19 protein-coding genes are annotated in these 23,188 nt (G+C 74.0%); 5 read left to right on the forward strand and 14 right to left on the reverse strand.

The features are described from left to right. Positions 1–60 precede the first annotated feature (60 nt). Together QSK20_RS24815 and QSK20_RS24820 are read left to right on the forward strand one after the other, a co-directional pair. Complete coding sequence (locus tag QSK20_RS24815) at positions 61–438, forward strand: DUF742 domain-containing protein (RefSeq protein WP_285791116.1); 378 nt, start codon at positions 61–63, stop codon at positions 436–438. 1 nt (position 439) lies between these two features. Beyond that, positions 440–1,036 (forward strand): GTP-binding protein, encoded by a 597-nt coding sequence (locus tag QSK20_RS24820; RefSeq protein WP_285791018.1) that lies wholly within the window; start codon positions 440–442, stop codon positions 1,034–1,036. A 135-nt stretch (positions 1,037–1,171) separates the two neighbouring features. Here QSK20_RS24820 and QSK20_RS24825 read toward each other — a convergent pair whose 3' ends face one another. The 3 genes from QSK20_RS24825 to QSK20_RS24835 all read right to left on the reverse strand — a co-directional run bounded on the left by QSK20_RS24825 (position 1,172) and on the right by QSK20_RS24835 (position 5,961). Next, positions 1,172–2,392, reverse strand: a complete 1,221-nt coding sequence (locus tag QSK20_RS24825) for an ABC transporter substrate-binding protein (RefSeq protein ID WP_285791019.1) — start codon at positions 2,390–2,392, stop codon at positions 1,172–1,174. Positions 2,393–2,516: 124 nt separating this feature from the next. After that, positions 2,517–4,913 (reverse strand): transposase, encoded by a 2,397-nt coding sequence (locus QSK20_RS24830; RefSeq protein WP_285791020.1) that lies wholly within the window; start codon positions 4,911–4,913, stop codon positions 2,517–2,519. A gap of 55 nt (positions 4,914–4,968) precedes the next feature. Beyond that, on the reverse strand, positions 4,969–5,961 hold the full coding sequence (locus QSK20_RS24835) for a SatS C-terminal domain-containing protein (RefSeq protein ID WP_285791021.1): 993 nt from the start codon (positions 5,959–5,961) through the stop codon (positions 4,969–4,971). Positions 5,962–6,039: 78 nt separating this feature from the next. Here QSK20_RS24835 and QSK20_RS24840 point away from each other — a divergent pair, with 78 nt between their 5' ends. Then, the gene (locus QSK20_RS24840) at positions 6,040–6,378 is read left to right on the forward strand and encodes a PadR family transcriptional regulator (RefSeq protein ID WP_285791022.1); all 339 of its coding nucleotides are present in this window, start codon (positions 6,040–6,042) and stop codon (positions 6,376–6,378) included. Between the two features lie 64 nt (positions 6,379–6,442). Here QSK20_RS24840 and cydC read toward each other — a convergent pair whose 3' ends face one another. The 9 genes from cydC to deoC all read right to left on the reverse strand — a co-directional run bounded on the left by cydC (position 6,443) and on the right by deoC (position 17,328). Then, positions 6,443–8,224, reverse strand: coding sequence for a thiol reductant ABC exporter subunit CydC (cydC, locus tag QSK20_RS24845; RefSeq protein WP_285791023.1), 1,782 nt, complete (start codon positions 8,222–8,224; stop codon positions 6,443–6,445). Continuing rightward, entirely contained in the window at positions 8,221–9,978 is a 1,758-nt protein-coding gene (gene cydD / locus QSK20_RS24850; protein ID WP_285791024.1) for a thiol reductant ABC exporter subunit CydD, read from the reverse strand. Before cydD ends, cydC begins: the two co-directional genes overlap by 4 nt. A 7-nt stretch (positions 9,979–9,985) precedes the next feature. Beyond that, a complete protein-coding gene (locus QSK20_RS24855) occupies positions 9,986–10,993 on the reverse strand; it encodes a cytochrome d ubiquinol oxidase subunit II (RefSeq protein ID WP_285791025.1) in 1,008 nt (335 codons plus the stop codon). A gap of 10 nt (positions 10,994–11,003) precedes the next feature. After that, the gene (locus QSK20_RS24860) at positions 11,004–12,257 is read right to left on the reverse strand and encodes a cytochrome ubiquinol oxidase subunit I (RefSeq protein ID WP_285791026.1); all 1,254 of its coding nucleotides are present in this window, start codon (positions 12,255–12,257) and stop codon (positions 11,004–11,006) included. Positions 12,258–12,413: 156 nt separating this feature from the next. After that, complete coding sequence (locus QSK20_RS24865) at positions 12,414–13,319, reverse strand: M56 family metallopeptidase (RefSeq protein WP_285791027.1); 906 nt, start codon at positions 13,317–13,319, stop codon at positions 12,414–12,416. 10 nt (positions 13,320–13,329) lie between these two features. Continuing rightward, on the reverse strand, positions 13,330–13,734 hold the full coding sequence (locus tag QSK20_RS24870) for a BlaI/MecI/CopY family transcriptional regulator (protein WP_088980725.1): 405 nt from the start codon (positions 13,732–13,734) through the stop codon (positions 13,330–13,332). 339 nt (positions 13,735–14,073) lie between these two features. Then, the gene (locus tag QSK20_RS24875) at positions 14,074–14,940 is read right to left on the reverse strand and encodes an aldehyde dehydrogenase family protein (protein WP_285791028.1); all 867 of its coding nucleotides are present in this window, start codon (positions 14,938–14,940) and stop codon (positions 14,074–14,076) included. Then, entirely contained in the window at positions 14,933–16,363 is a 1,431-nt protein-coding gene (locus QSK20_RS24880) for an aldehyde dehydrogenase family protein (protein WP_285791029.1), read from the reverse strand. The genes QSK20_RS24875 and QSK20_RS24880 overlap by 8 nt, the downstream gene beginning before the upstream one ends. Before the next feature lie 5 nt (positions 16,364–16,368). Next, a complete protein-coding gene (deoC, locus tag QSK20_RS24885) occupies positions 16,369–17,328 on the reverse strand; it encodes a deoxyribose-phosphate aldolase (RefSeq protein WP_285791030.1) in 960 nt (319 codons plus the stop codon). Between the two features lie 155 nt (positions 17,329–17,483). Between deoC and upp the strand changes: the two genes are divergently transcribed. Together upp and QSK20_RS24895 are read left to right on the forward strand one after the other, a co-directional pair. Next, entirely contained in the window at positions 17,484–18,116 is a 633-nt protein-coding gene (gene upp / locus QSK20_RS24890; protein WP_285791031.1) for a uracil phosphoribosyltransferase, read from the forward strand. Between the two features lie 108 nt (positions 18,117–18,224). Beyond that, on the forward strand, positions 18,225–18,905 hold the full coding sequence (locus tag QSK20_RS24895; RefSeq protein WP_285791032.1) for a GOLPH3/VPS74 family protein: 681 nt from the start codon (positions 18,225–18,227) through the stop codon (positions 18,903–18,905). Between the two features lie 154 nt (positions 18,906–19,059). Here QSK20_RS24895 and QSK20_RS24900 read toward each other — a convergent pair whose 3' ends face one another. Further along, on the reverse strand, positions 19,060–20,733 hold the full coding sequence (locus tag QSK20_RS24900) for a phospho-sugar mutase (protein WP_285791033.1): 1,674 nt from the start codon (positions 20,731–20,733) through the stop codon (positions 19,060–19,062). Between the two features lie 47 nt (positions 20,734–20,780). After that, complete coding sequence (locus tag QSK20_RS24905; protein WP_285791034.1) at positions 20,781–22,982, reverse strand: protein kinase domain-containing protein; 2,202 nt, start codon at positions 22,980–22,982, stop codon at positions 20,781–20,783. Positions 22,983–23,188: the final 206 nt, after the last annotated feature.

A 23,188-nucleotide genomic window follows, 5' to 3' on the forward strand; every position in this document is an offset into this window, starting at 1 on the left:
GTCGACGGGTTCCACCGGAGCGAGCCGGTGGCGGGTACGCGGAAGGAGGTGAGCGGCGACGTGGTCGATCGTGACGAGCCCACCGGGGCACTGGTCCGTCCATACGCCGTCACCCGCGGTCGTACCCGTCCCCGCCTCGACATCGCGCTGGAGGCGCTCGTCGAGACGACGGTGCGCGGTCGGACCGCTGCGAACGCCAACGGTGGTCAGGGCCGGGAGCACCAGTACATCGCCGCGCTGTGTGACGGACGGTTGCAGTCGCTCGCCGAGATCGCGGCGCGGATGCAGCTGCCACTCGGGGTGGCCCGGGTGCTCATTGCCGACATGGCTACGGACGGCCTGGTCGCGGTGCACGAGCCGACCATCCTGGACGACTCCGACGACGCGGTGGGCACTGAACTGCTGGAGAGGGTGCTGAGTGGACTTCGCAGGCTCTGACATGTCGCACCGGCCGCCGACTCCGTCGAGCGGGCGCGTGACATCGGCGAAGATCGTTATCGCCGGTGGCTTCGGCGTTGGCAAGACGACGCTGGTCGGCTCGGTTTCGGAGATCACGCCACTGACCACCGAGGCGATCATGGCCTCGGCCGGTGTGGGCGTCGACGACACCCGGCAGGTGCCGGGCAAGACGACGACCACGGTGGCGATGGACTTCGGTCGTATCTCGATCGACCGTGATCTGATCCTGTACCTCTTCGGTACACCCGGTCAGACGCGGTTCTGGTTCATGTGGGACGAACTGGTCCGGGGCGCCATCGGCGCCGTGGTCCTGGTCGACACCCGCCGGTTGGCCGACTGCTTCGCGGCCATCGACTTCTTCGAGCACCGGCGGCTGCCGTACCTGATCGCCATCAACTGCTTCGACGGGATGCAGTACCACGACCCGCAGGACGTCCGGGACGCGCTGGCGATCTCCCCGGAGGTGCCGGTGGTGGCCTGTGACGCCCGACAGCGGGAGTCGACCAAGCACGTGCTGATCTCGCTGGTCGAGTACGTGCTCACCATGCGCCGTTCGCGCGCGGTCGCGCCGGCCTGAGGCGACCTGCGTACCGCCCGGTGCCGGCTCCGGCCGCGCCACCGGGCGGTACGTCGTTCCCGAGCCGGTACGTCGTCTCCGCCCGGCGGCACGACGCCCGCAGTGTCTCTGCCGGGCGGCACGACGCCGCAGCGGTCAGGAGATGCGGACCCAACTGCCCCGGTTGACGGTGTACTCGCCGAGCGAGTCGCGTTCCATGCCGCCGTGCCGGATCGGGGTGAACACGTACGACCCGGCGATGCCCTCGGTCACCTGGTTCTGGAGGCGGGCGTTCAGCCGTCCACGGTCGACGCTGCCGGCCGCCCGGGCGGCTTCGCCGACCAGCCGCAGGGCGTCCGCGGCGTACGGCGCGAAACCGCTGAACCCGCCGTGCCGCTGGATGTAGCGGAACACGAAGTCCCGGCGGGCCAGCGCTGCCGTGGTGGTGTTGGTGAGCGTGGACTGGGCCAGGCTGATCGGGTGCACCGCGAAGGCCCCCTCGACCGCCTCCGCGTTCCGGCCGGCCAGGGTGTCCTCCACCACCGCGCCCGCGTCGAAGAAGAACAGCCCGTCGTGGCCGGCCCGGCGTAACGCCCGTGCGGCCGTCCCCGAGTCGGGGGCGGTGCCCCAGACGAGCACCGCGTCGGGGGCACCCGTCACCGCCTGCTCCGCCGCGCGGGTGAGACCCGTCGTACCGACGGGCAACCGGACCGTCCGGAGCAGGTCCACCCCGGCCGCCCGCAGCGCCTCCGGAACGGCCCGTACGCCCGAGTCGCCGTGCAGCCCGGCCTCGGCCACCAACGTCACCCGTCGGGCTCCCTGCGCGCGGATCAGGCGGCCCAGCCGCCACGCCACGTCGGTGGCGTCCGGGGTGAGCTTGTAGAAGAAGGTGCGTTCGGTGGCAGCCGGGTCCACGACGGTGTCGCCCGGCGCGAGCGAGAGAAACGGCGTCCGGCGTTCCTCGGCCACCCGCATGATGGCCGTCGAGACCTCGGCGAGCACCCCGCCGACCAGGACGTGGACCCCCGCCGAACCGACCAGTTCGGCGGCCTGCCGGGCGGCCAGACGAGGGTCGCTCGCGTTGTCCCGGATGTCCAGTCGTACGGTCCGGCGCTGGTTTCCCACCGGCAGGCCGTCCGGGCTCAGCGAGTCCTGCGCGATCCGTAGCGCCCGCTCCTGGAGCACACCCAGCGCCGCGCCCCGACCGCTCAGCTCCAGGCTCGCCCCGACGACGATCTCCTGCGGCCCGTCGACCGGGGTGGCCGAGCCGTCCGCCTGTCCGTCCCGGCCACAGGCGGCCAGCAGCAGGGTGGCCGCCGCCGTGGTGAGCACACCCCGGCGGGTCAGCCGGGACGGGTCGAACGTCGGTGTCGCCATGAGCCGCCTTCCCACCTCCGGCGACATCCGCCGCCGGCACTACCGGGGGAATGTTGCCGTCCGTGACCAGCGACCGTCAACTACTGTGGCCGTGAACACGCAGGTGGGAGGCGGTCCGGTCCGCTCAGGAGCGGTAGCCGGCGGAGCGGTACTCGTACTCCCTGTCATCGTCGCGGTCGCCGTGATCGCGCGTGAAGTCCCAGCCGCCGGCCGCCTCACGACCGGGGCGGCCACCCACCGCGAACCCGCCGATCTCCTGTCCGCGGCGCCAGCCCCGGAAGTAGCCGGTGGTGTTCTCGGCGATGCGCGCCGCGTCCCGGACGATCCGCAGCGGACGCTCCTCGCGCAGCGGCGAGCCGGGCACCAGATTGGCCTGCGGAACCCGGCGGGGGAGCCCGGCCGGCGTCTCGTCGCCCTTGACCGGCTGCGCGGCCTGCTCGGCGGCCTGCCAACCGGTGTCGGCCATGCTGGACCAGTCGAGGTCGGTCTCGTCCGAGTGACCGACGAACCAGGCCGACTTCGCCTGGGCGAAGATGAGCAGGTCACCGTCGTTCTCGTCGGAGATCGGAGGCCGGCGGCGTTCGGCGGTGGGCCGCTCGGGCAGAGGCGGCGCGTCCTTCCGGTCCACCAGGCGCAACGGCGGGTTCTCCGGGCGCGGCGGGTTCTCCGAGCGGGAGCCGGCGGTGGGATGGAGGACGGTCCGGTCGTCGGTCGGGGCCTCGAACGAGGGGCGGGCGCTCCGCTCGGCGTTCGGGTCGACCCGGTCACCGCCGCGCTCCGGGCGGGGGACGGTGCGTGCGCCACGGTCGACCGGCGTGGCCGGCCGGTCGTGCAGCGGCGGCTCCACCAGGCGCAGCATCGGCGGCTCCTGGGGCAGGTCGTCCGCCAGCCAGGGCGGCGTGATCCGGCCCTCGGGGCGGCCCGGGTCGGTGTGCGCGTCGATCTGCCGGTCGTCGCGCTCCGGCGCGGACTGCGCGACCGGATTGCGCGGCGAACTGTCGGCCGGGTCCTCCGGATTGTTGACCAGCGGCCAGTTGGCCCGGGACCCGGGTGCCGGAGCCTCCTGCTCCGGACGCTGCGCCGGCACCGGAACGCTGAGGTCGGTGACCGCGAACCCGCCGGTCGGGGTGTCGCCGCCGGTGGTCTTGGGGCGCGGTGGGATGACGGTCCGCTGCCGCTCGGCCCGGGCGCTGTTGATCGCGGCCGTGGTGAGGGTGGGGCGGAACGGCTCACCCGCGTCGGCCGGCGAGTTGCCCCGCTGCGCCGGGGCGATCGGGGTGATCCCGGGCGGGGGCGGCGGCGAGGAGACCGGCCGGTTCGTCGGCCCGTCCACCTGACGGGCCGCCGGGAGAACCGGGGTATCGCCCCGGCCGGGAACTCCGTTGACCGGCGGTTTGACCGAGGCGGCCGGGGTGACCGGAGCCGGTGCGGACGGCGGCGGCGCGATCGGTGCCGGCGCCACCGGGGGCGGGCCGAGTGGACGCGGTGGGGTGGGCGGAGTGCCACCGACCGGCTCCGGTCGGCTGCGGCGTCCGGTCGGCTGCGGCGGCACCGGGTCGACCGCGCGGAGCCCGCCACCGGTCCCGAACTCGGCACGCTCGTCGGACGGCGCCGCACGCCGGCCGGGGGAAGGGGCGCTGACCCGGGCACGGAGCGCCCCGACCAAGGCGTCGCACCCGGCGTCGCAGGCGCGGACGGCGGCGACGGCCTGGCGTACCGTCTCGGCCACCGCCGACGTGAGCGCCCGGCTGACCGCCGCCCGGCGCGGGGTCTCGGCGATGGCCACCCGCAGCGCGGTCACCGCGTCGTTGATCGAGTCGGCGTCGGCCACCCCGTCGGCGGCCAGGTGGGCGACGATGGCGTCCGCGGCGACCGAGACGTCCCGGCCCCGGGCGACGGTGCCGCCCAGCATGCCGGGCTCGGGGAGGGCGTCGAGCACGGCCAACGAGACCGGCTCGGCCGGGTCGGGGTAGGCCCGCAGGGCGGCCGGGTAGAGCTCACGCAGCACCTCGCGGAGCGCCACGGCGGCGGTGTGCCGGCCGTTGGCGAGCGCGGCGTGCGCGGCGAGGACCTGCTTGTAGCCGGCGAGGTCGCGGGGCACGGGCAGGGTGACCGCCGAGAGCGCGCCGGCCTGGAGGGCCCGGGCCAGCCCGACCGCCCGACGCTCGGCCGGCGGCGACTGCATCTCCTCCAGGGAGTCGTCGTCGGCGAACCGCTCGGCGAAGTCGTCGACGGAGTCGTCGTCGGCTATCGCGAGCGGCCGGCCGGCCGCGCTGAGCAGCGAGGTGACCGTGTGGTCGTCACTGTCGGCGGCGATCGCCGCACCGCTCGGGCCGCCTGACCGTTCCACGAGCAACGCCACCAGCCGGGCGTAACCGGCCGGGTCGTCGCTGATCTCGCAGACGTGGAGCAGCCGGCCTGCGTCGTCGACCACAGCGGACGTCAGCGTCGAACTGGCCGAAGCCGGTCGGTCTGCCGAGTCGGCCGAGGCAAGACCGCAGTACACGCGCACGAGCGCCACGGCGTCGTCCTCCTCCCGGGTTTCTGTGCCAGAGACTGATGCTCCCTGTTACAGCTCAGTCGCGCCAGTCCACGACCGCAGAGATCTTCCCGACAATGGTCCGCCACCCCAGGCTGGCGGTCTGGGCACCGATTTTCTTGAGCCGACGCCGGCCCATGAAACCGCCGATCCCGCCGCCGACCGTGGCCCGCAGCGCCTCGTCCAGGTCGTCCAGGCTGGACCCGGCGGAGAGCATGTCGAGCACGGCGGGGAGCCGCAGCGCGTACGCCAGGTCGCGGGCCGCCTCGCCGGCCTCGATGAGCAGGGTCGGGTCCCAGGTGTCGTGCCCGCCGCGCAGGTTCTCCACCACGAGGTCGAGCTCGTAGGTGTCCTCGTCGAGGGGGGCGATGTCCGCCGGCTCCACCCGTTCGGACAGTTCATTCCAGCCGTCCAGTTGGGACAGGTCGTGCGGAGCGCCGGAACGGATGAAGCTGACCAGGGACTCGGGCGTCTTGAACAGCAGCAGGCGACCCCGGTGGCTGAGGAAGACGGGCACCTCCTCGTCGCCGGCGGCGTCCTCGTCCTCGCTCTCGTCCCCGGCGTCCGCCTCGGCCTTGTCGCCCTTGCGGGCCGACTGCTTCTCCTCCTCGTCGGCCTCGGCGAACTCCTCGGCGAGCTCCTCGTCGAGGATCACGACGGTCTCGTCGTCGTCCTCCTCGACGACCTCCCGGCCACGCGCCAGGAACGGGTCGTCGGCGTCCCGCTCGGCGACGTCGGTGGGGGTCAGCTCCCGCGCCGGCCGGTACGCCCGCAGCGTGAAGCCGGAACCGGCCGGCAGCGCGATCTCCACCGGATCGATCCGCAGCTCCTCCCAGAGCGACCGGTCCGCCGCGCCGGAGCTGGCGGCGGTGTCGCCGGCCTCCTCCGACTCGGTCGCTGCGGTCGCTTCGTCGAGCTGGGGCTCGTCGGCGTCGGGCCGTTGGGGCGACTGGCGGGCCACGCTGACCTCCGTGTGCTTCGGGCTGCTGACCCGGCGGTAGTCCGTGCCGTCGGGTGACTCTGCGCACATACCCTAGTGGGCGATCCGGCGGGACCGGTGCCCGCACCCCGTTGGCTACGTCCCGGAGAGTCAGTAGCGTGGTGTGGTGTGAAGGGCCAGACGCTGCACGGACACCTCGACGCCCTGCTCCTGGCGGTGCTCGAGGACGGTGCGCTGCACGGATACGCGATCATCGAGGCACTGCGGGTGCGCAGCGGCGGCAGCCTGGACCTGCCCACCGGCACGACCTATCCGGCGTTGCGCCGGCTGGAACGCGCCGGTTACGTGGCCAGCTCCTGGCACACGGTCAACGGGCGGGAACGGCGCACCTACGAGCTCACCGACGCGGGACGGCGGGCGCTGGCCGGCGAGCGGGCCGGCTGGCGTGAGTTCAGCTCGACCGTCGGGCGGTTCCTCAACCCGGACGTGCCGCCGGCGACCGCCTGACCCCGTCCGGCCGCCGGCAGCCAGGTCGGTGGCCCCGGGCCCCGGGTGGGCCACGCCGACCGGGTCAGGGGGCCAGGGCCAGGTAGCCCTGCTCGGCCGCCACCTGGATCAGCCACTGGTCGCGGTACCAGCCCGGTGTCGCCACCAGCTCGTCGTGGTGCCCCCGCTGGGTCACCCGGCCGGCGTCCAGCACCACGACCTCGTCGAAGCCGGCGAGGCCGCTGAGCCGGTGGCTGATCAGCAGCACCGAATGGTCAGCGGGCACCGCGGCCAGGGTCGAGGCGAGCACCGCGTCGGCGGCGGCGGGGTCCAGTCCCTCGGTCGGCTCGTCCAGCACCAGCAGGCCCGGTGCGGCCAGCAGCGCCCGGGCCAGCGCCAACCGCTGCCGCTGGCCGCCGGAGAGCTGCCCGCCGTCCTCGCCCACCACGGTGTCCCACTGCTCGGGTTGGGCGCGTACCCAGTCGAGCAGCCCGGCCGCCCGGGCGGCCGAGTCGAGCGCCGCGTCGTCGGCCCCGCCCCGACCGAGGAGGAGGTTCTCCCGGACGGTGGCGTGGAAGACGTGCGCCTCGGCCAGCAGACCACCGATCGCCCGGGGCAACTCCTCCACCCGGTACGCCGACAGGTCGGTCCCGTCCAGGGTCACCCGGCCCCGGTCCGGTTCCACCGCCCCGGTCAGGACGGCCGCCAGGGTGCTCTTGCCCGCCCCGCTCGGCCCGACGACGGCGATCCGCCGGCCGGCCGGGAGGTCGAGGTCCACGCCGTCCAGGGCGGGTGGGGCACCCTCCCGGTAGCGGACCCGCACCCCGTCGAGACGTACGTGGTGGCCGGCGGTGGGCACCGGCCGGTCCCCGCCCGACGGGGCATCCGTCGGGGCGGTCAGCAACGCGGCCACCCGGGTCAGCCCGGCCCGTAGCCCGCTCCACTGCCGGGCGGCGCCGACCAGCGCCGACGCCACCTCCACGGCGGCGAGCGTGCCGACCGCGAGGACGCCGACCAGCACGCCGGAGACGTCGGCCCGGAGGGCGGCGACCACCACCGCCGCGGTGGTCGCTCCGGCAACCAGCACCCCGAGGGCGTCCACCGCGAAACCGGTCGCGGCGAGGCGACGCTCCAACCGGGCGAGCCGGTCGGCCCGTCCGGTCGCCGCCCGCAGGGCCGCGCCGGCCGCCCCGAAGGCGGCCAGGTCGGCGGCCCCGTGGGTCAGGTCCACCGCGTCCGAGGCGAGCGCGCCGCGCAGCGGCGCGACCTCGGCGGCGCCGCGCCGGGTCAGCACCGTGGCCAGGACCGGCAGCGCGACGCCGGCCAGCAGCAGCCCCACCGCGAGCACACCGGCCGCCGCCGGGGACACCACCGCAGCCCCGCCGACCGCGAGCACGCTCACCAGGGCCGCCGCCGCTCCCGGCACGAGCACCCGCAGCATCAGGTCCTGGACGGTGTCCACGTCGGAGACCAGCCGGCTGAGGGTGTCCCCGGAGCGCTGGTCGGCGGTGCCCCGACGGGCCGCCAGGGTGGCGAAGACCCGGGTGCGTACGTCGGTGACGATGCGCAGCACCGCGTCGTGCCCGGCGAGCCGTTCGGTGTAGCGCAGCACGCCCCGGCCGATCGCGAGCGCCCGGACCGCGACGATCGCCACGGTCAGCCGGTCCAGGGGCGGCCGACCGGCGGCGCTCATCAGCAGCCAGGTGGCGGTGGACATCAGCGCGAGGGCGGCCAGTTCGGTGGCGGTGGCGAGCAGCCCCGCGCCGAGCAACCGGCGCAGGTACGGCCGGGCCAGCCGCAGCACGGCCCGTTCGGCTCCCAACCGCCCCGTCGCCCCCACCGGCGCGGGGCCGGTGTCCCGGCTCATCCGACCACCTCCCCGGTCCGGGTCAGCTCGACGACCCGCCCGTCGACCACCCGCAGGATCCGGTCGGCGTCGGCGAGCAACGCCGGGCGGTGTGCCACCAGCAGGGCGGTACGCCCCGCGACGAGCCGACGGGTCGCCTCCAGCACCACGGCCTCCGAGGCGGTGTCGAGCCGGGCGGTGGGTTCGTCGAGGAGGACGACCGGGGCGTCCCGCAGGAACGCCCGGGCCAGCGCCACCCGCTGCCGCTGGCCGCTGGAGAGGCCGTGGCCGCGTTCGCCGAGCCGGGTCTCCAGCCCGTCGGGCAGGGCGGCGACCACCTCGTCCAGCGCGGCGGCCCGGACCGCGGCGGTGAGCGCCTCCGGACGGGTCTCCGGTGCGCCGAGGCGGATGTTGTCGGCCAGGGTGGCCGCGAACAGGTGGGCCCGTTGGGGCACCCAGGCCAGGCGGCGACGCCACTCGTCCAGGTCGACGGTGGCGAGGTCGACGCCGTCCACGGTGACCCGCCCGCCGGTCGGGGCGACGAAGCCCAACAGGAGACCGAGCAGGGTGCTCTTGCCCGCCCCGCTCGGCCCGACGACGGCGATCCGCTCGCCGGGGCGGATGGTCAGCGTGACGTCCCGGAGCGCGGTGGTCCGCTCGTACGCCACGGTGACCGCCTCGAACCGGATCTCACCGGGCTGGGGTGGTAGCAGGGGTCCCCTGTTACCGCTTTCTGTCGAACAGGGGGCCCCTGCAGGCACCTCAGACCCGGCCGGGGCACCCGGCACCTCTGCCCGGGTGGGCGCACCGGGCTGGGGTGCGGCGTCGGCCCCCTCCAGCACGGCGAAGGCGTCGTTGAGCGCGCTCAGGCCCTCCATGCTGGCGTGGAACCGGGCGCCGGCGGCCCGCAGGGGGAGGTAGGCCTCCGGGGTGAGCAGGAGCACCAGCAGCGCGGTGGTGAGGGTGAGTCCGCCGTCGAGCAGCCGGATGCCCACCGGAACGGCGACCAGCGCCACCGACAGGGTGGCGACCAGCTCCAGCACCAACCCGGAGAGGAAGGCGATGCGCAGGGTCCGCATGGTGGCGACCCGGTGCCCGTCGGCCATCCGCCGCACCACGTCCACCTGGGCCCGGGAGCGCCCGAAGGCGCGCAGGGTGGCCAGCCCGGCCACCATGTCGAGGAAGTGCCCGCCGAGGCGGGAGAGGCGACGCCACTGCCGTTCCGTGGCGGCCTGCGCCTGCCACCCGAGCAGCGCGCCGAAGATCGGGATCAGCGGCAGCGTCACCAGGACGATCAGCGCCGAACTCCAGTCGGCGAAGACCAGCCGGGCCAGCACCGCGACCGGCACGGTGACGCTCAGCACGAGCTGGGGAAGGTAGCCGGTGAAGTAGGCGTCCAGGGCGTCCAGCCCTCGCCCGGCCAGGGTGGCGAGCTGTCCGGCCCGCTGCCCGGCCACCCAGCCCGGCCCGTGCCGTCCCACCGCGCCGAGCAGGTCGGCGCGGAGAGTGGCCTTGACCGTCGCCGCGGCCCGCGCCGAGACCGCCCCCTGGGCCCAGACCACCGCCGCGCGGGCGGCGACCGCCGCGACGAGGCCGGCGAGCGCCTCCCGGTGCAACCGCCCGTCGAAGGCGGTGGCGAGGAGGATGGCCAACGCGGTGGCCTGGGCGATGACCAGGAGCGCGGTGAGTACGCCGAGCCCGGCGAGCACGGCGAGGTGGCGCCGGATCGCGGGGACCCGGCGCAGCAGACGCGGGTCGAAGGGACGACGGTTCACCGATGCATCACCAGTACACCGGTGCCCTGCCGCCGGTCCGTCCCCGGAACACCCACCACAACATCACCTGGAAGCCTAGTAGGGCCGGCAGGAGCGGCACCGTCAGCCAGGTCAGCAGCCGCAGGGTCGGCCCGCTGGCCGCCGCGTCGGCGACGGTCAGGCTGGCCGCCGGATCGATGGTGGAGTACAGCGCGTTGGGCCAGAGGGTCGCCCCGACCAGCAGCACCGGCAGCGCCAGCGTCACGCTGGTGGCGGTGAAGGCCAGGCCGGGGCTCCGCCGGCCGAAGCCGACCCACGCCACCAGCAGGGCCACCACCAGCAGTACGGGCATGGCGATCGCGGCGAGCGGCTGCTGCACCGCGTCGCGTACCCGGTCGGAGAGCAGCGCCACGACGGTGGTCACGACGCCCGCGGCGAGGGCGACCGGCACCAGCCGGCGGCCCAGCGCGGCGACCGGCCCGGCCTCGTCGGCGGGGAGCCGCAGGGCCAGGAAGGCCGCGCCGTGCACGGCCACCAGCGCCACCATGGTCACCGATGCGGCCAGCGCGAACGGGGTGAAGATGTGGCCGATGCCCTCCACCCGTCCCTCGTCGTTGAGCGGTACGCCCTGAAGCATCCCGGCGAGCACCGCGCCCCAGCCCAGCGCGGCGAGCGCGGAGCCGACGACGATCACGCGGTCCCAGGCGGTACGCGCCCACCGGCTCGCCGGACGGCTGCGCAGCTGCACGGCGGCGGTGACCAGGATCACGCCGGTGAGCGCGCCGGCGAAGGCCGGGTAGAGCCCGGCGAGGAGTTCCCCCTCCAGGATCGGGAAGGCCCCGAAGAGGATGCCGACGGCGGCGATCAGCCAGACCTCGTTGCCGAGGAAGAACGGGCCGACCGCGTTGAGCAGGCCACGCCGGCTGGCCGGGTCACCGGACCGGGCGAGCATCAGGCCGGTCCCGTAGTCGTAGCCGCCGAGCACCAGGTAGGCGGCGAAGAAGACGCCCAGGAGGGCGTACCAGGCGAGTTCCACGGTCGGCTCCTCAGACGAAGGCGGGGTCGGGACGGTCGTCGGCGGGCTCCTGCTCCGGCGGTCGGCCGAGGGCGAGGTCGTCGTGCGCGCCCCGCGCGGCGTGCTTGGCGATCAGCACCCAGTTGGTGATCGCGAGGGTGCCGAGCAGCAGGGTGAAGCCGAGGAACGAGGTGAACATCACACCGCCGCTGACCGGCGAGACGGCGTCCTCCACCCGGAGCAGCCCGTAGACGGCCCAGGGCTGGCGGCCCACCTCGCGCGTGATCCAGCCGAGGATGGCCGCGACGAAGGGCAGTGGCAGGGCGAACAGCAGGATCCAGAGCGGGAAGCGGAGCCGGATCAGCAGGTCCTTGGGGAGCAGGACGAACTGGAGGCAGATCAGCACCAGCAGGAAGCCGATGATGAACATGAAGCTGAGGCTGCTCAGGAAGATGGTCGGCGGTTCGTAGTCGCCGGGACCGAAGGCTGCGGTCAGCTCGGCGATCTTGGCTTCCTTCTCCTCCGGGGTGCCGTACTTGGTCGGCTGGAGCGGAGCCATGTCGGCGAGCTGGATGAAGCCGAAGTGCAGCAGCGGGCCGACGGTGAGCGCGGCGGTGACCAGGCCGATCCGCAGCGACTTGCGGAACAGCTCGAAGTCGGCGGTGCGCCGGATCAGGTGCCAGGAGCTGATCGAGGCCATCAGGATGCCGCCGGTGACCAGGGCGGCGAGCATCGTGTGCACGAACGCCATCCGGAAGGCGGGGTTGGTCACCAGGGCGGAGAACTCGGTGAGGTGGGCGATGCCGTCGCGCATCTCGTACCCGACCGGGTTCTGCATCCAGGCGTTGCCGGCCATGATCCAGAAAGCCGAGATGTACGCGGTCAGCGCGACGCCCCACAGCAGCGCCAGGTGGACGCCCCGGCGCAGCCGGTGCCACCCGAAGATCCACATGCCGAGGAAGGTGGACTCCAGGAAGAACGCGGTCAGCGTCTCGATCGCCAGCGGCGCGCCGAAGACGTTGCCGACGTACTTCGACAGGCCGCTCCAGTTGAGTCCGAACTGGAACTCCATGACCACGCCGGCGGCGATGCCGAGCACGTAGTTGATCACGTAGAGCGTGCCCCAGAAGCGGGTGAGCCGCTCGTACACCGGTTTCTTGGTGATCACCCACGCCGTCTGGAGATAGACGAGTAACGTGATCAGGCCGAGTGTCACGAGGACGAAGAGGAAGTGGATCGAGGTCGTGGTGGCGAACTGCAGGCGGGCTAACAGGAGCGGATCCATGGCCGGCTCTCCAATGGGGGGAGTCGCATTTTGCCGGCAGCCTACAGGTAGTTAGCCTACTCATCCACATCTTTACTACTTGTCGTAGTACTTTAGCGTGTCGCGGGTGGTGGTTCGACCCCCGTCCATGCCGGGCGGCTCGTGCCCGGACCGGGGTCAGCTCAGGAAAAGGGTGATCGGCAGCGCGGCCAGCGTGGTGGTCAGGGCGAGCACGGTGGCCCCGAGGACCCGGGGCGGCCGTTCGGCCACCAGGAGCCGGCGTACCCGCAGATCGAGGTCGCGGTCACCGAGCCCGAGCGCGCCGGTCGGGGTGACCCGGTTGCCGGCGGCGGCGAACCGGCGGAGCGCGCCGGCCAGCGGCGCGTCGGCGTGCGCCTGGCGGGCCTTGTCGTCGGCGCGCATCTCGACCAGCAGCGCCACCCGCTCGTGCGCCGCGCGTACCCAGCCGAACCAGGGCAGCGCCCGGCTCAGCGCGGTGAACGGCATCAGCACCAGGTCGTGCCGCTCCTCGGCGTGCGCCCGCTCGTGGGCGAGCACGGCGGCCAGTTCGGCGCGGTCCAGCAGGTCGAGGGTGCCGGCGCTGACCACCACCCGGGGCCGCATCCCGGGCAGGCAGTACGCCGCCGCGCAGGGATGGTCGAGCACCAGCGCGCCGGGGGCGGCCGGATCGTCCCGGGCGACCAGGGTGAGCAACTCCCGGTGCCGGCGCTGGGCGCGTACCGTGCCGAGGATGCTGCGGAAGGTGGTGGCCAGCAGCATCGTGCCGATGCCGAACCCGATGCCGACCCCCGCCAGGTGGAGCACCCCCAGGCCGGGCGGCAGGGTGTCGTGGACCAGATCGTCGGCGAGAGCCAGCAGCGCGCTGCCGGTCGGCAGGTCGTACGGCGTCAGCCCGAGGGCGATCGGCACCCCCACCGCGGAGAGGCCGAGCGCCAGCCCGACCCCCTGCCAGCACAGGATCGCCACCCGGGGGCTGCGCCCCGGCCAGGTGGCGGCGGCGAGCACCTGGGCGGTCAGCCAGCAGGCCAGCACCGTCACGGCGAAGTGCAGGGCGTACGCCACGGCCGGCGCCCTACCGGTCCGGGCCCTCGTCGACCGGGACCGCCGCCCGCGTCGCCTGCGCGTTCAGGGCGGCCCGGAGCACGTCGGCCTCGGTGCCGGTGACGGACCGGGCGAAGCGCACCAGGGCCGCGTCCCGGCTGCCGCCGAGGTCGAGCGCGTCGAGCATGAGCTGCGCGATGTGCGCCTCGCGGGTGGCCGCCGCCCGGTAGCGCCAGGCCCGTCCCTCCCGCTCACGCTCCACCATGCCCTTGCCCGCGAGCCGGTCCAGCACGGTCATCACCGTGGTGTACGCCAGCTCGCGCCCGGCCAGCGCATCGGCCACCTCGCGGACGGTCACCCCGCCCCCGGTGTCGCCGGACGCGCCGTCCCACAGCACGTCCATCACCGCCCGCTCAAGGTCCCCCAGCCGTGTCACGCCGCCAATCCTACCCCCCGTAGTAGAACGCCCTCCGAGGGCGGCACCGGAGCCCTCTCATCCCCACGCGGACCGCAACCGGAACAGGTTCCGGCCGCCCTGGCAGCACCCTCCCCAGGGCGGCACCGGAGCCCTCTCATCCCCACGTGGACCGCAACCGGAACAGGTTCCGGCCGCCCTGGCAGCACCCTCCCCAGGGCGGCACCCCGGAGCCCCCTCACCCCCACGCGGACCCCGACCCGAACAGGTTTTCGGGGGAGCCCGCCCACGCAGGGACCAAGCCTGACCGCCCGGAGTGGGCGGGCTCCCCCGAAAACCCCCACCCGGCAAGAACCGCGTTCACACCCCCTTGGGATGCCACACGGTCTTCGTCTCCAACAGGCTGGTCATCCGGGTCAGACCGGGATCGACGGACCAGTCGTGCCCGGCCGCCACCGGCCGCAGCACACGCTTGAGGTTCTGCGCGGCGGCGACCTCCAGCTCGGCGGCCAGCTCGGCGTCGGCGACACCGGTCAGGTCCAACGCGTTGACGTCCATGTGACCGGCCAGCGGCGGTGCGGTCTCGGCGACCCGGCCGGTGAGCAGGTTGACCACGCCGCCGGGCAGGTCGGACGTGGCGAGCACCTCGGCCAGGGTGACCGCGGCCAGCGGCTCGGTCGGCGAGGCCAGCACCACCACCGTGTTGCCGGTGACGATCGCCGGGGCGATCACGCTGACCAGGCCGAGCAGCGCCGGCCGCTCCGGGGCCACCACGCCGACCACGCCGGTCGGCTCCGGCGCGGAGAGGTTGAAGTACGGCCCGGCGACCGGGTTCGCGCCGCCGTGCACCTGGGGGAGCTTGTCGGACCAGCCGGCGTACCAGACCCAGCGGTCGGTGGCCGCGTCCACCTCGTCGCCCGGCACGCCGAGCGCGACGAACTGCTCGCGCCGCCCCTCCAGCATCTCGGCGACCCGGTAGAGGATCTGCCCCCGGTTGTATGCGGTCGCACCCGACCAGCCCTTCACCGCGGCGCGGGCGGCGACCACCGCGTCCCGGACGTCCTTGCGGGAGGAGAGGGCGACATTCGCGTTCTGCACCGGATACGACCGTCCCGACTCGCTGCGGGGGAACTTCCCGCCGATGAAGAGCTTGTACGTCTTGCGTACCGCGACCCGCTGCGGCGCTGGCGGCTTCGCCTTGGCCTTCGCACCCGACCTGTCAGACATTGAGGTACGCCTCCAGCCCGTGCCGGCCACCCTCGCGGCCGTAGCCCGACTCCTTGTAGCCGCCGAACGGCGAGGTCGGGTCGAACTTGTTGAACGTGTTGGCCCAGACCACCCCGGCGCGCAGCCGGTCGGCCATCCACAGGATCCGGGAGCCCTTCTCGGTCCAGATCCCGGCCGACAGCCCGTACGGCGTGTTGTTGGCCTTCTCGACGGCCTCGGCCGGCGTACGGAAGGTCAGCACGGAGAGCACCGGGCCGAAGATCTCCTCCCGGGCGATCCGGTGCGCCTGGGTGACTCCGGTGAAGATGGTCGGGGCGAACCAGAAACCCCGCTCGGGCAGCTCGCACGCGGGTGACCAGCGCTCGGCGCCCTCGGCCGCGCCGGCGTCGGACAGCTCGGTGATCCGGGCCAGCTGGGCGGCCGAGTTGATCGCGCCGATGTCGGTGTTCTTGTCCAGCGGGTCACCGACGCGCAGCTGGGCCATCCGCCGCTTCAGTGACTCCAGGACCGGCTCGGCGACCGACTCCTGGAGCAGCAGCCGGGATCCGGCGCAGCAGACGTGCCCCTGGTTGAAGAAGATGCCGTTGACGATCCCCTCGACCGCCTGGTCGACCGGGGCGTCGTCGAAGACGATGTTCGCCGCCTTGCCGCCCAGCTCCAGGGTGAGCTTCTTGCGGGTGCCGGCCACCGCGCGGGCGATGGCCCGGCCGACCTCGGTCGAGCCGGTGAAGGCGACCTTGTCGGCGCCGGGGTGCTCGACCAGCGCGCGGCCGGTCTCGCCGGCCCCGGTGACGATGTTGACCACGCCGGGCGGCAGGTCGGCCTGCTGGCAGACCTCGGCGAAGAACAGTGCGCTCAGCGGGGTGGTCTCGGCCGGCTTCAGCACCACCGTGTTGCCGGCGGCCAGCGCCGGGGCGATCTTCCAGGCCAGCATGAGCAGCGGGAAGTTCCACGGGATGACCTGGGCGGCCACCCCGAGCGGCTGCGGGTTCGGGCCGAAGCCGGCGTACGGCAGCTTGTCGGCCCAACCGGCGTAGTAGAAGAAGTGCGCGGCGACCAGCGGCAGGTCGACGTCCCGGGACTCCTTGATCGGCTTGCCGTTGTCCAGCGACTCCAGCACCGCCAGCTCGCGGGAGCGCTCCTGGATGATCCGGGCGATCCGGAACAGGTACTTCGCCCGGTCCCGGCCCGACATCGGACCCCAGACCTTCTCGTACGCCTTCCGCGCGGCCCGGACCGCGCGGTCCACGTCGGCCGTGCCGCCCTCGGCGACCTCGGCCAGGACCTCCTCGGAGGCCGGGTTGATCGACTTGAGGCTGCCGCCGTCGGCCGGGTCGACGAACTCACCGTCGACGAAGAGCCCGTACGAGGCCTTGATGTCCACCACCGAGCGGGACTCGGGGGCGGGTGCGTATTCGAACATCGCTCCTAGTCCAGGGTGAAGTAGTCGGGACCGGAGTAGACGCCGGTCGTCAGCTTGGTGCGCTGCATCAGCAGGTCGTTGAGGAGGCTGGACGCGCCGAACCGGAACCAGTCCGGGTCGAGCCAGTCCGCGCCGACCGTCTCGTTGACCATCACCAGGTACTTGATGGCGTCCTTGGTGGTCTTGATGCCGCCGGCCGGCTTCACGCCGACCTGCCGCCCGGTGGCGGCCCGGAAGTCGCGGACCGCCTCCAGCATCACCAGCGTCACCGGCAGGGTGGCCGCCGACGGGACCTTGCCGGTGGAGGTCTTGATGAAGTCACCGCCGGCCAGCATCGCCAGCCAGGACGCCCGCCGCACGTTGTCGTAGGTGACCAGTTCGCCGGTCTCCAGGATGACCTTGAGGTGGGCGTCGCCGCAGGCCTCCTTGACCGCCACGATCTCGTCGTAGACCGCCCGGTACCGGCCGGAGAGGAAGTCGCCCCGGCTGATCACCATGTCGATCTCGTCCGCGCCGGCCGCGACGGCGGCCCGGGTGTCGGCGAGCTTGACCTCCAGCGGGGCCTGCCCGGACGGGAACGCCGTCGCCACGCTCGCCAGGTGCACGTCGCTGCCGCGCAGCACCTCGGCCACGTACGGAACCATCGCCGGGTAGACGCAGACCGCGCCGACGTGCGGGCAGGACGGGTCCGCCGGGTCGGGACGCAGCGCCTTGGCGGCCAGCGCCCGTACCTTGCCCGGGGTGTCCGCCCCCTCCAGGGTGGTCAGGTCGACCATGCGGATGGCCAGGTCGATCGCCTGGGCCTTGGCCGTGGTCTTGATGGAGCGGGTGCCGAGCTGGGCCGCCCGCTGCTCCGCGCCGACCTGGTCCACGCCCGGCAGGCCGTGCAGGAAGGTCCGCAGAGCGGTCTCGGATCGTCCCAGCTCGGAGAGGTCCGACCGGGCCGACGTCGCTGTCGCCGTCATGCCGGGAAGTCTACGCATCCCGAGGCATCGGTGATCCTCATCACGTGCCCCGGCTGTCCGGACCCGGGGAGCAGGCCGGGCACGGCGGCGAAAGCGCTGGTCGGCTCCGCCGGGCCGGTGCCCGTCCGCAGCGGCGTTCGGTAGGTTGGACGATCGTGGACGTACACGTGATCGACCATCCGCTCGCCCAGTCGCGACTCACCGCGATGCGGGACGCCCGCACCGACTCCTCCACGTTCCGGGCGGCGCTGCACGAACTCACCACCATGCTGGTGTACGAGGCCGCGCGCTCCTTCCCGGTGGAGAAGTACCCGGTGAGCACGCCGGTCACCGACACCGAGGGCACCCGGCTGGCCAACCCGCCGCTGCTGGTGCCGGTGCTCCGGGCCGGTCTGGGGATGGCCGACGCCGCGCTCGGCCTGCTGCCGGAGTCCTCGATGGGCTTCGTCGGGCTGGCCCGCGACGAGGAGACGTACGAGCCCCGCGCGTACATGGAGTCGCTCCCGCGCGACCTGGCCGGGCTGCCGGTGCTGGTGCTGGACCCGATGCTCGCCACCGGCGGCTCGCTGGAGCACTGCTGCCGGCTGCTCGCCGACCGGGGCTGCACCGACATCACCGTGCTCTGCGTGCTGGCCGCGCCGTCGGGCATCGAGCGGCTGGAACGGTCCGGCCTGCCGCTGCGCCTGGTCACCGCCTCGATCGACGAGGGGCTGAACGACCAGATGTTCATCGTGCCCGGGCTCGGGGACGCCGGCGACCGCCAGTTCGGCGGGATGCCCCGCTTCTAGTCGGCGACCCCGTCGACCAGCGGTTCCGTCGCCCGGTGCGGGCATCCGGGCGACGGCGCGCGCCAGACGGGTGCGGGAGGCGGCGTGCACCCGCTACCGTCTCCGGCCATGACTGGTGTTGCGCTTGCCGAAGAGCTGCTGCTCCTCGCGTACGACGACGAAACCGGCAAGGCGACGATGCCGCGGATCAGCCTGGACCTCGGCATGGCCGCCGCGGTCCTGGTGGAACTCGCCCTCGCCGGCCGGATCGCCTACTCCGACGGCTCCCTGGTGGTGACCGACCCGTCCCCGACCGGTGAGCCGATCATCGACGACGTGCTGGCCCGGATCGCCGCCGACGACAGCCCCCGCAGCCCCTCCTCCTGGGTGCAGCGGCTCCGCCACGGTCTGCGCGACCGGATCCTCGGGGATCTCTGCGGGCGCGGGGTCGTGCGGGACGTCGACGAGACCGAGCTGGGCTTCATCCACGTCCACCGCTACCCGATGGTCGACCCGTCGGTGGAGCAGGACACCCGCCGCCGCCTCGCCGAGGCGCTCACCGGCGGCCCGGTGCCGGACGAGCGGACCGCCGCCCTGGCCACCCTGGTCTGCGCGGTGCGGATGGAGTCCGTCCTCGGGCTGACCGGGGACGCCGCCGCCGACGCCCACCGCCGGCTGGAGGAGATCGCCGGTGGGGCCGGTTTCTCCGGCACCGTCGGCATGGACGACTCCGTCGTCCGTCCGTCGGTGGCGCTGGTCATCGCCGCCCTCGGCCAGGCCGTCGACCAGGCGCTCGGCAAGCGCGCCTGACCCGGGACGACCGTCCGCTCGTCCGATCCGACAGCCACCCTGGGTGACGATCCGGCCGCTGGCGGAGCCGGCCGAACCGGCCGGCTCCGCGCGGACCCACCGGCCGGGGACGGCGCAGGTGAGCACGGCCCGCAGGCCGGGGAGAGCGGGCGGCCTACAGGCCGAGCGCGGCGGCGATCTCGGTGCGCAGGGCGGCCACGGCGGCGCCGGCCCGCTCCCGGGCCGCGGCGACGTCGCCCTCCGCGACCGGCTCCACGACCTCCAGGTACGCCTTCAGCTTCGGCTCGGTGCCGGAGGGACGGATCACCACCCGGGCGGTGTCGGTCCGCAGGATCACCACGTCGGCCTCGGGGAGCAGGTCCCGGGTCTCGGTGACCGGACGGCCGAGCAGCGTCGTCGGGGTGGCGGCCCGGACCCGGGCCATCGCGTCGGCGATCAGCCGCAGGTCGGTCACCCGGACGCTGTACTGGTCGGTGTGGTGCACGCCGAACTCGGCGGCCAGCTCGTCCAGCCGGTCGGTGAGGCTCCGGCCCCGGGCCTTCAGGTCGGCGGCCAGCTCGGCGACGGTCAGTGCGGCGGTGATGCCGTCCTTGTCCCGTACGTGCTCCGGCGCGACGCAGTAGCCGAGGGCCTCCTCGTAACCGAAGACCAGCGGCGTGCTGCCGTCGCCGGCCCGGACGATCCACTTGAACCCGGTCAGCGTCTCGTCGTACGGCAGGTCGCGTGCCACGCACATGGCCCGCAGCAGCGCGGACGACACGATCGTGGTGGCGTACAGGCCACGGACGCCCCGGCGCATGAGGTGGTCGGCGAGGAGCACGCCGACCTCGTCGCCGCGCAGCATCCGCCACCCGCCGGCGGCGTGGTCCGGGACGACCACGGCGCACCGGTCGGCGTCCGGGTCGTTGGCGATGGCCAGGTCCGCCCGGGTCGACTCGGCGAGCGCGACCAGCCGGTCCACCGCGCCCGGCTCCTCCGGGTTGGGGAAGGAGACGGTCGGGAAGGTTCCGTCCGGCTCGGCCTGGTCGGGCACCACCCCGGGCACGCCGAAACCGGCCCGGCTGAACGCGGCGGTGAGCACCGCCGCTCCCACCCCGTGCAGGGGCGTGTACGCGACCCTCAGGCCCCGGGGGCCGTCCGGGTCGACCACCTCCGCCGCCTGCTTGACGTACGCGACGGCCAGGTCGTCGCCGAGCACCTCGCCGGGCGGCCCGAGCGGCACGTCGGCGAGCGGGCCGACCGCGCGGATCGCCGCCTCGATGTCCCGGTCGGCGGGCGGCACGATCTGCGCGCCCGCGCCGGTCTCCCCGCCGAGCCGCGCGCCGAGGTAGACCTTGTAGCCGTTGTCCTCCGGCGGGTTGTGGCTGGCGGTGACCATCACCCCGGCCGCCGCGTCGAGGTGGCGGACGGCGTACGCGAGCACGGGGGTGGGCAGCGGCCGGGGCAGGAGCATCGCGGCGCGACCCGCTCCGGTGGCGACCTCGGCGGTGCGCTCGGCGAACTCCTTGGAGCCGCGCCGGGCGTCGTACCCGATCACCAGGGGACCGGTGGCGCCCTCGGCGGCGAGCCAGGTGACCAGCCCGGCCGCGGCCTGGGTGACCACCGCGAGGTTCATTCCGTTCGGGCCGGCGCGCAGCGGACCGCGCAGCCCGGCGGTGCCGAAGGTCAGCGGCCCGGCGAACCGGTCGGCCAGCTCCGGGCCGCTCTCCGGGAGCCGGTCGAGCACCGCCTGGAGTTCCTCCCGGCTGGCCGGGTCGGGGTCGTCGTCGAGCCAGCGCCGGGCGCGCTCGCGAAGGTCGTCGATGGTGTCAGTGAGATCCGCCGCCATGCCCCTTGATAGCACGGCGGCGGATCACCACGTCCCGTCGGCTCGACTCAGCCGGCGTCGCTCAGTTGGAACGACTTCACCATCTCGTCGAAGATCGGCTTGCTTTCGGCGAAGCGGGAGTCGTTGGCGGTCAGGTAGAAGGAGTACGCCTTCCCGTCGTGCACGACGCCACGCCACACCCCGTGCCGCATGCCGTCGCCCTCGCCGCAGGTGTACTCGAGCTGGGCGGCCGGCCTGCCGGCCAGCTCCTGCTCGTCCAGGGCGAGTTGGTTGTACGGCTTGGCACAGGAGTCCCGGGTGCGCAGGCCGTTCGCGGCGACCTCCGCCCACCGCACCGAGGTGGTGCTGAACGGCTCGACGATGATGCGGACCCGTCGGCCGCTGTCCTCCGGGTCGGTGTAGTCGGTGTAGCTGCCGCCGGTGGCCCGCTTCCACCCCTTGGGCACCATCATCGTGATCCCGCGCGCCGAGTGCTCCTGGAACTCCACGGCCGGCGCGGCCGGCTCGGAGGCGCTCGGCTGGGCCTGCGGCGTGGTCGGCGGCTCCGGGTCGTCGCCGCTGAACACGGCGACCAGGCCGATCAGCAGCACCACGGCCAGTCCACCGGCGGCGGCGAGCTGCACCTTGCGCGGCCAGCGGCGGACCTGCTCCAGCACCCGTCCGACGCCGCCGCTCCGGCCGCCGTCGCCGGCGGCGGGGCCGGCGGCCGGCCCGGTGGCGGCCGGCACGGCCCAGGGCTGGCCGGTGCCCGGCACCGACCACTGGTTGCCGGCCGGTGCGCCGTAGGTCGAGCCGTACGGGGAGCCCAGTCTCGCCGTGGACTCCGGCGGACGGCCCGCCGGCACCTGCTGGGTGGCGTCCGCCGGTCGGCCGTAGGTGACCGGGCGGGGCGTCTCCGTCTGTCGTCCGAGCGCGATGGTCGGGTCGGCGCCGAAGCCGCCCTTGGCCCCGGGCGCACGCCCGAGGTTGACCGTTGGCGCGGTGTCCTCGCGGACGGCCGGCGACGGGGAGTCGGCGGTCGTCGGACCGGCGTCGGCGCGCGTGCCGTAGGTGGTGCCCGGCCGGTCGGCGTGGGCGCTGGGCGCCGGCATCGCGCCGGTCGGGGTGTGCAGCGGCCCGGCGAGCGCGTCCGCGCTGGTGTCGTCGAGCGCGGCGGCCGGCTTCGGGGTGACCCCCTGCGGCGTCTCGCCCCGCCGCAGCGCGGCGAGCCGGTCGGTCAGGGACTCGCCGGGCGCGAGCATCGCCCGGCCGCCGATCTGGCCGGTCGGCTTCGCCTCCTCGGTCTCGACCGGGACCGGGGGCGGCGTGGCGGGCCGCTGCACCGGCACCACCGCGTACGGGTCGGTGACCGAGTTGACCGCCGCCGCGTTGCTCGCCAGCGGGCCGGCGAGCAGTTCCCGCAGCATGGCCCGGGAGGTGTGCACGTCGAAGCGGCGGGCCGGGTCCTTCTCCAGCAGCCCCATCAGCACCCGGGTCAGCGGCCCGCTGCGGACCGGCGTGGCCGGCTCGTCCTCGACGACCGAGTGCATCGTCTCGATCGGGTCGCCTTTGTCGAAGGGTGGCCGCCCCTCGACCGCCGTGTAGAGGGTCACGCCCAGCGAGAACAGGTCGCTGGGAGGACCGAAGTCCTGCCCCATGGCCCGCTCGGGGGAGATGAAGTGCGGTGAGCCGAGCACCATCCCGGGGGTGGTGAGCTGGACGTCGGTGGGCATCCGGGCGACGCCGAAGTCGGTGAGCACGCAGCGACCGTCGGTGCAGATCAGCACGTTGGCCGGCTTCACGTCCCGGTGCAGCACGCTCATCGCGTGCGCCACCTCCAGCGCGCCGAGCAGCGCGATGCCGATCTTGGCGACCGCGCGTGGGGCGACCGGACCGTCCTCGATGACCATGTCGGCCAGGCTGCGGGCGTCGAGCAGCTCCATCACGATCCACGGCCGGCCGCCCTCGGTGACCACGTCGTAGACCTGCACCACCGCAGGGTGCTGGATGGCCGCGGCGGCGCGTGCCTCGCGGAGTGTGCGTTCGTACATCGCGTCGCGGTCGCTGGGCGCGAGGCCCGGCGGGAGGACGACCTCCTTGACCGCCACGTCACGTCGGAGAAGGGTGTCTGTGGCCCGCCAGACCGTGCCCATGCCACCGTTGCCCACCGGGGAGCGCAGCTCGTAGCGACCACCTATGGTGGTGCCGGGGGCTGCGCGGCCGCTGGGAGGACTGGCCGGTCCGCCGCTCCACGTCGGGATCTGAGTCACAGAAAAGCCACCGGAGTAAATCGAGGGGGCTGGGACACAACCCCTCTATCTTGCGGGTTCCGACACCCGATGCGAAAGCCGACGCGGCGGGCGTTCTTTCACCGTCGACCATACGTGCTGCTCCCGGAGCCGCCCGTCCGGGCTCGTCCACCGGGGTGTGCGCTATCCCTCATCCGCGGGTCGAGCTGCGCGTCCTACCATCCGGG

It is taken from the genome of Micromonospora sp. NBRC 101691 (genome assembly GCF_030269285.1).
In the GTDB taxonomy this organism is placed as follows: domain Bacteria; phylum Actinomycetota; class Actinomycetes; order Mycobacteriales; family Micromonosporaceae; genus Micromonospora; species Micromonospora echinospora.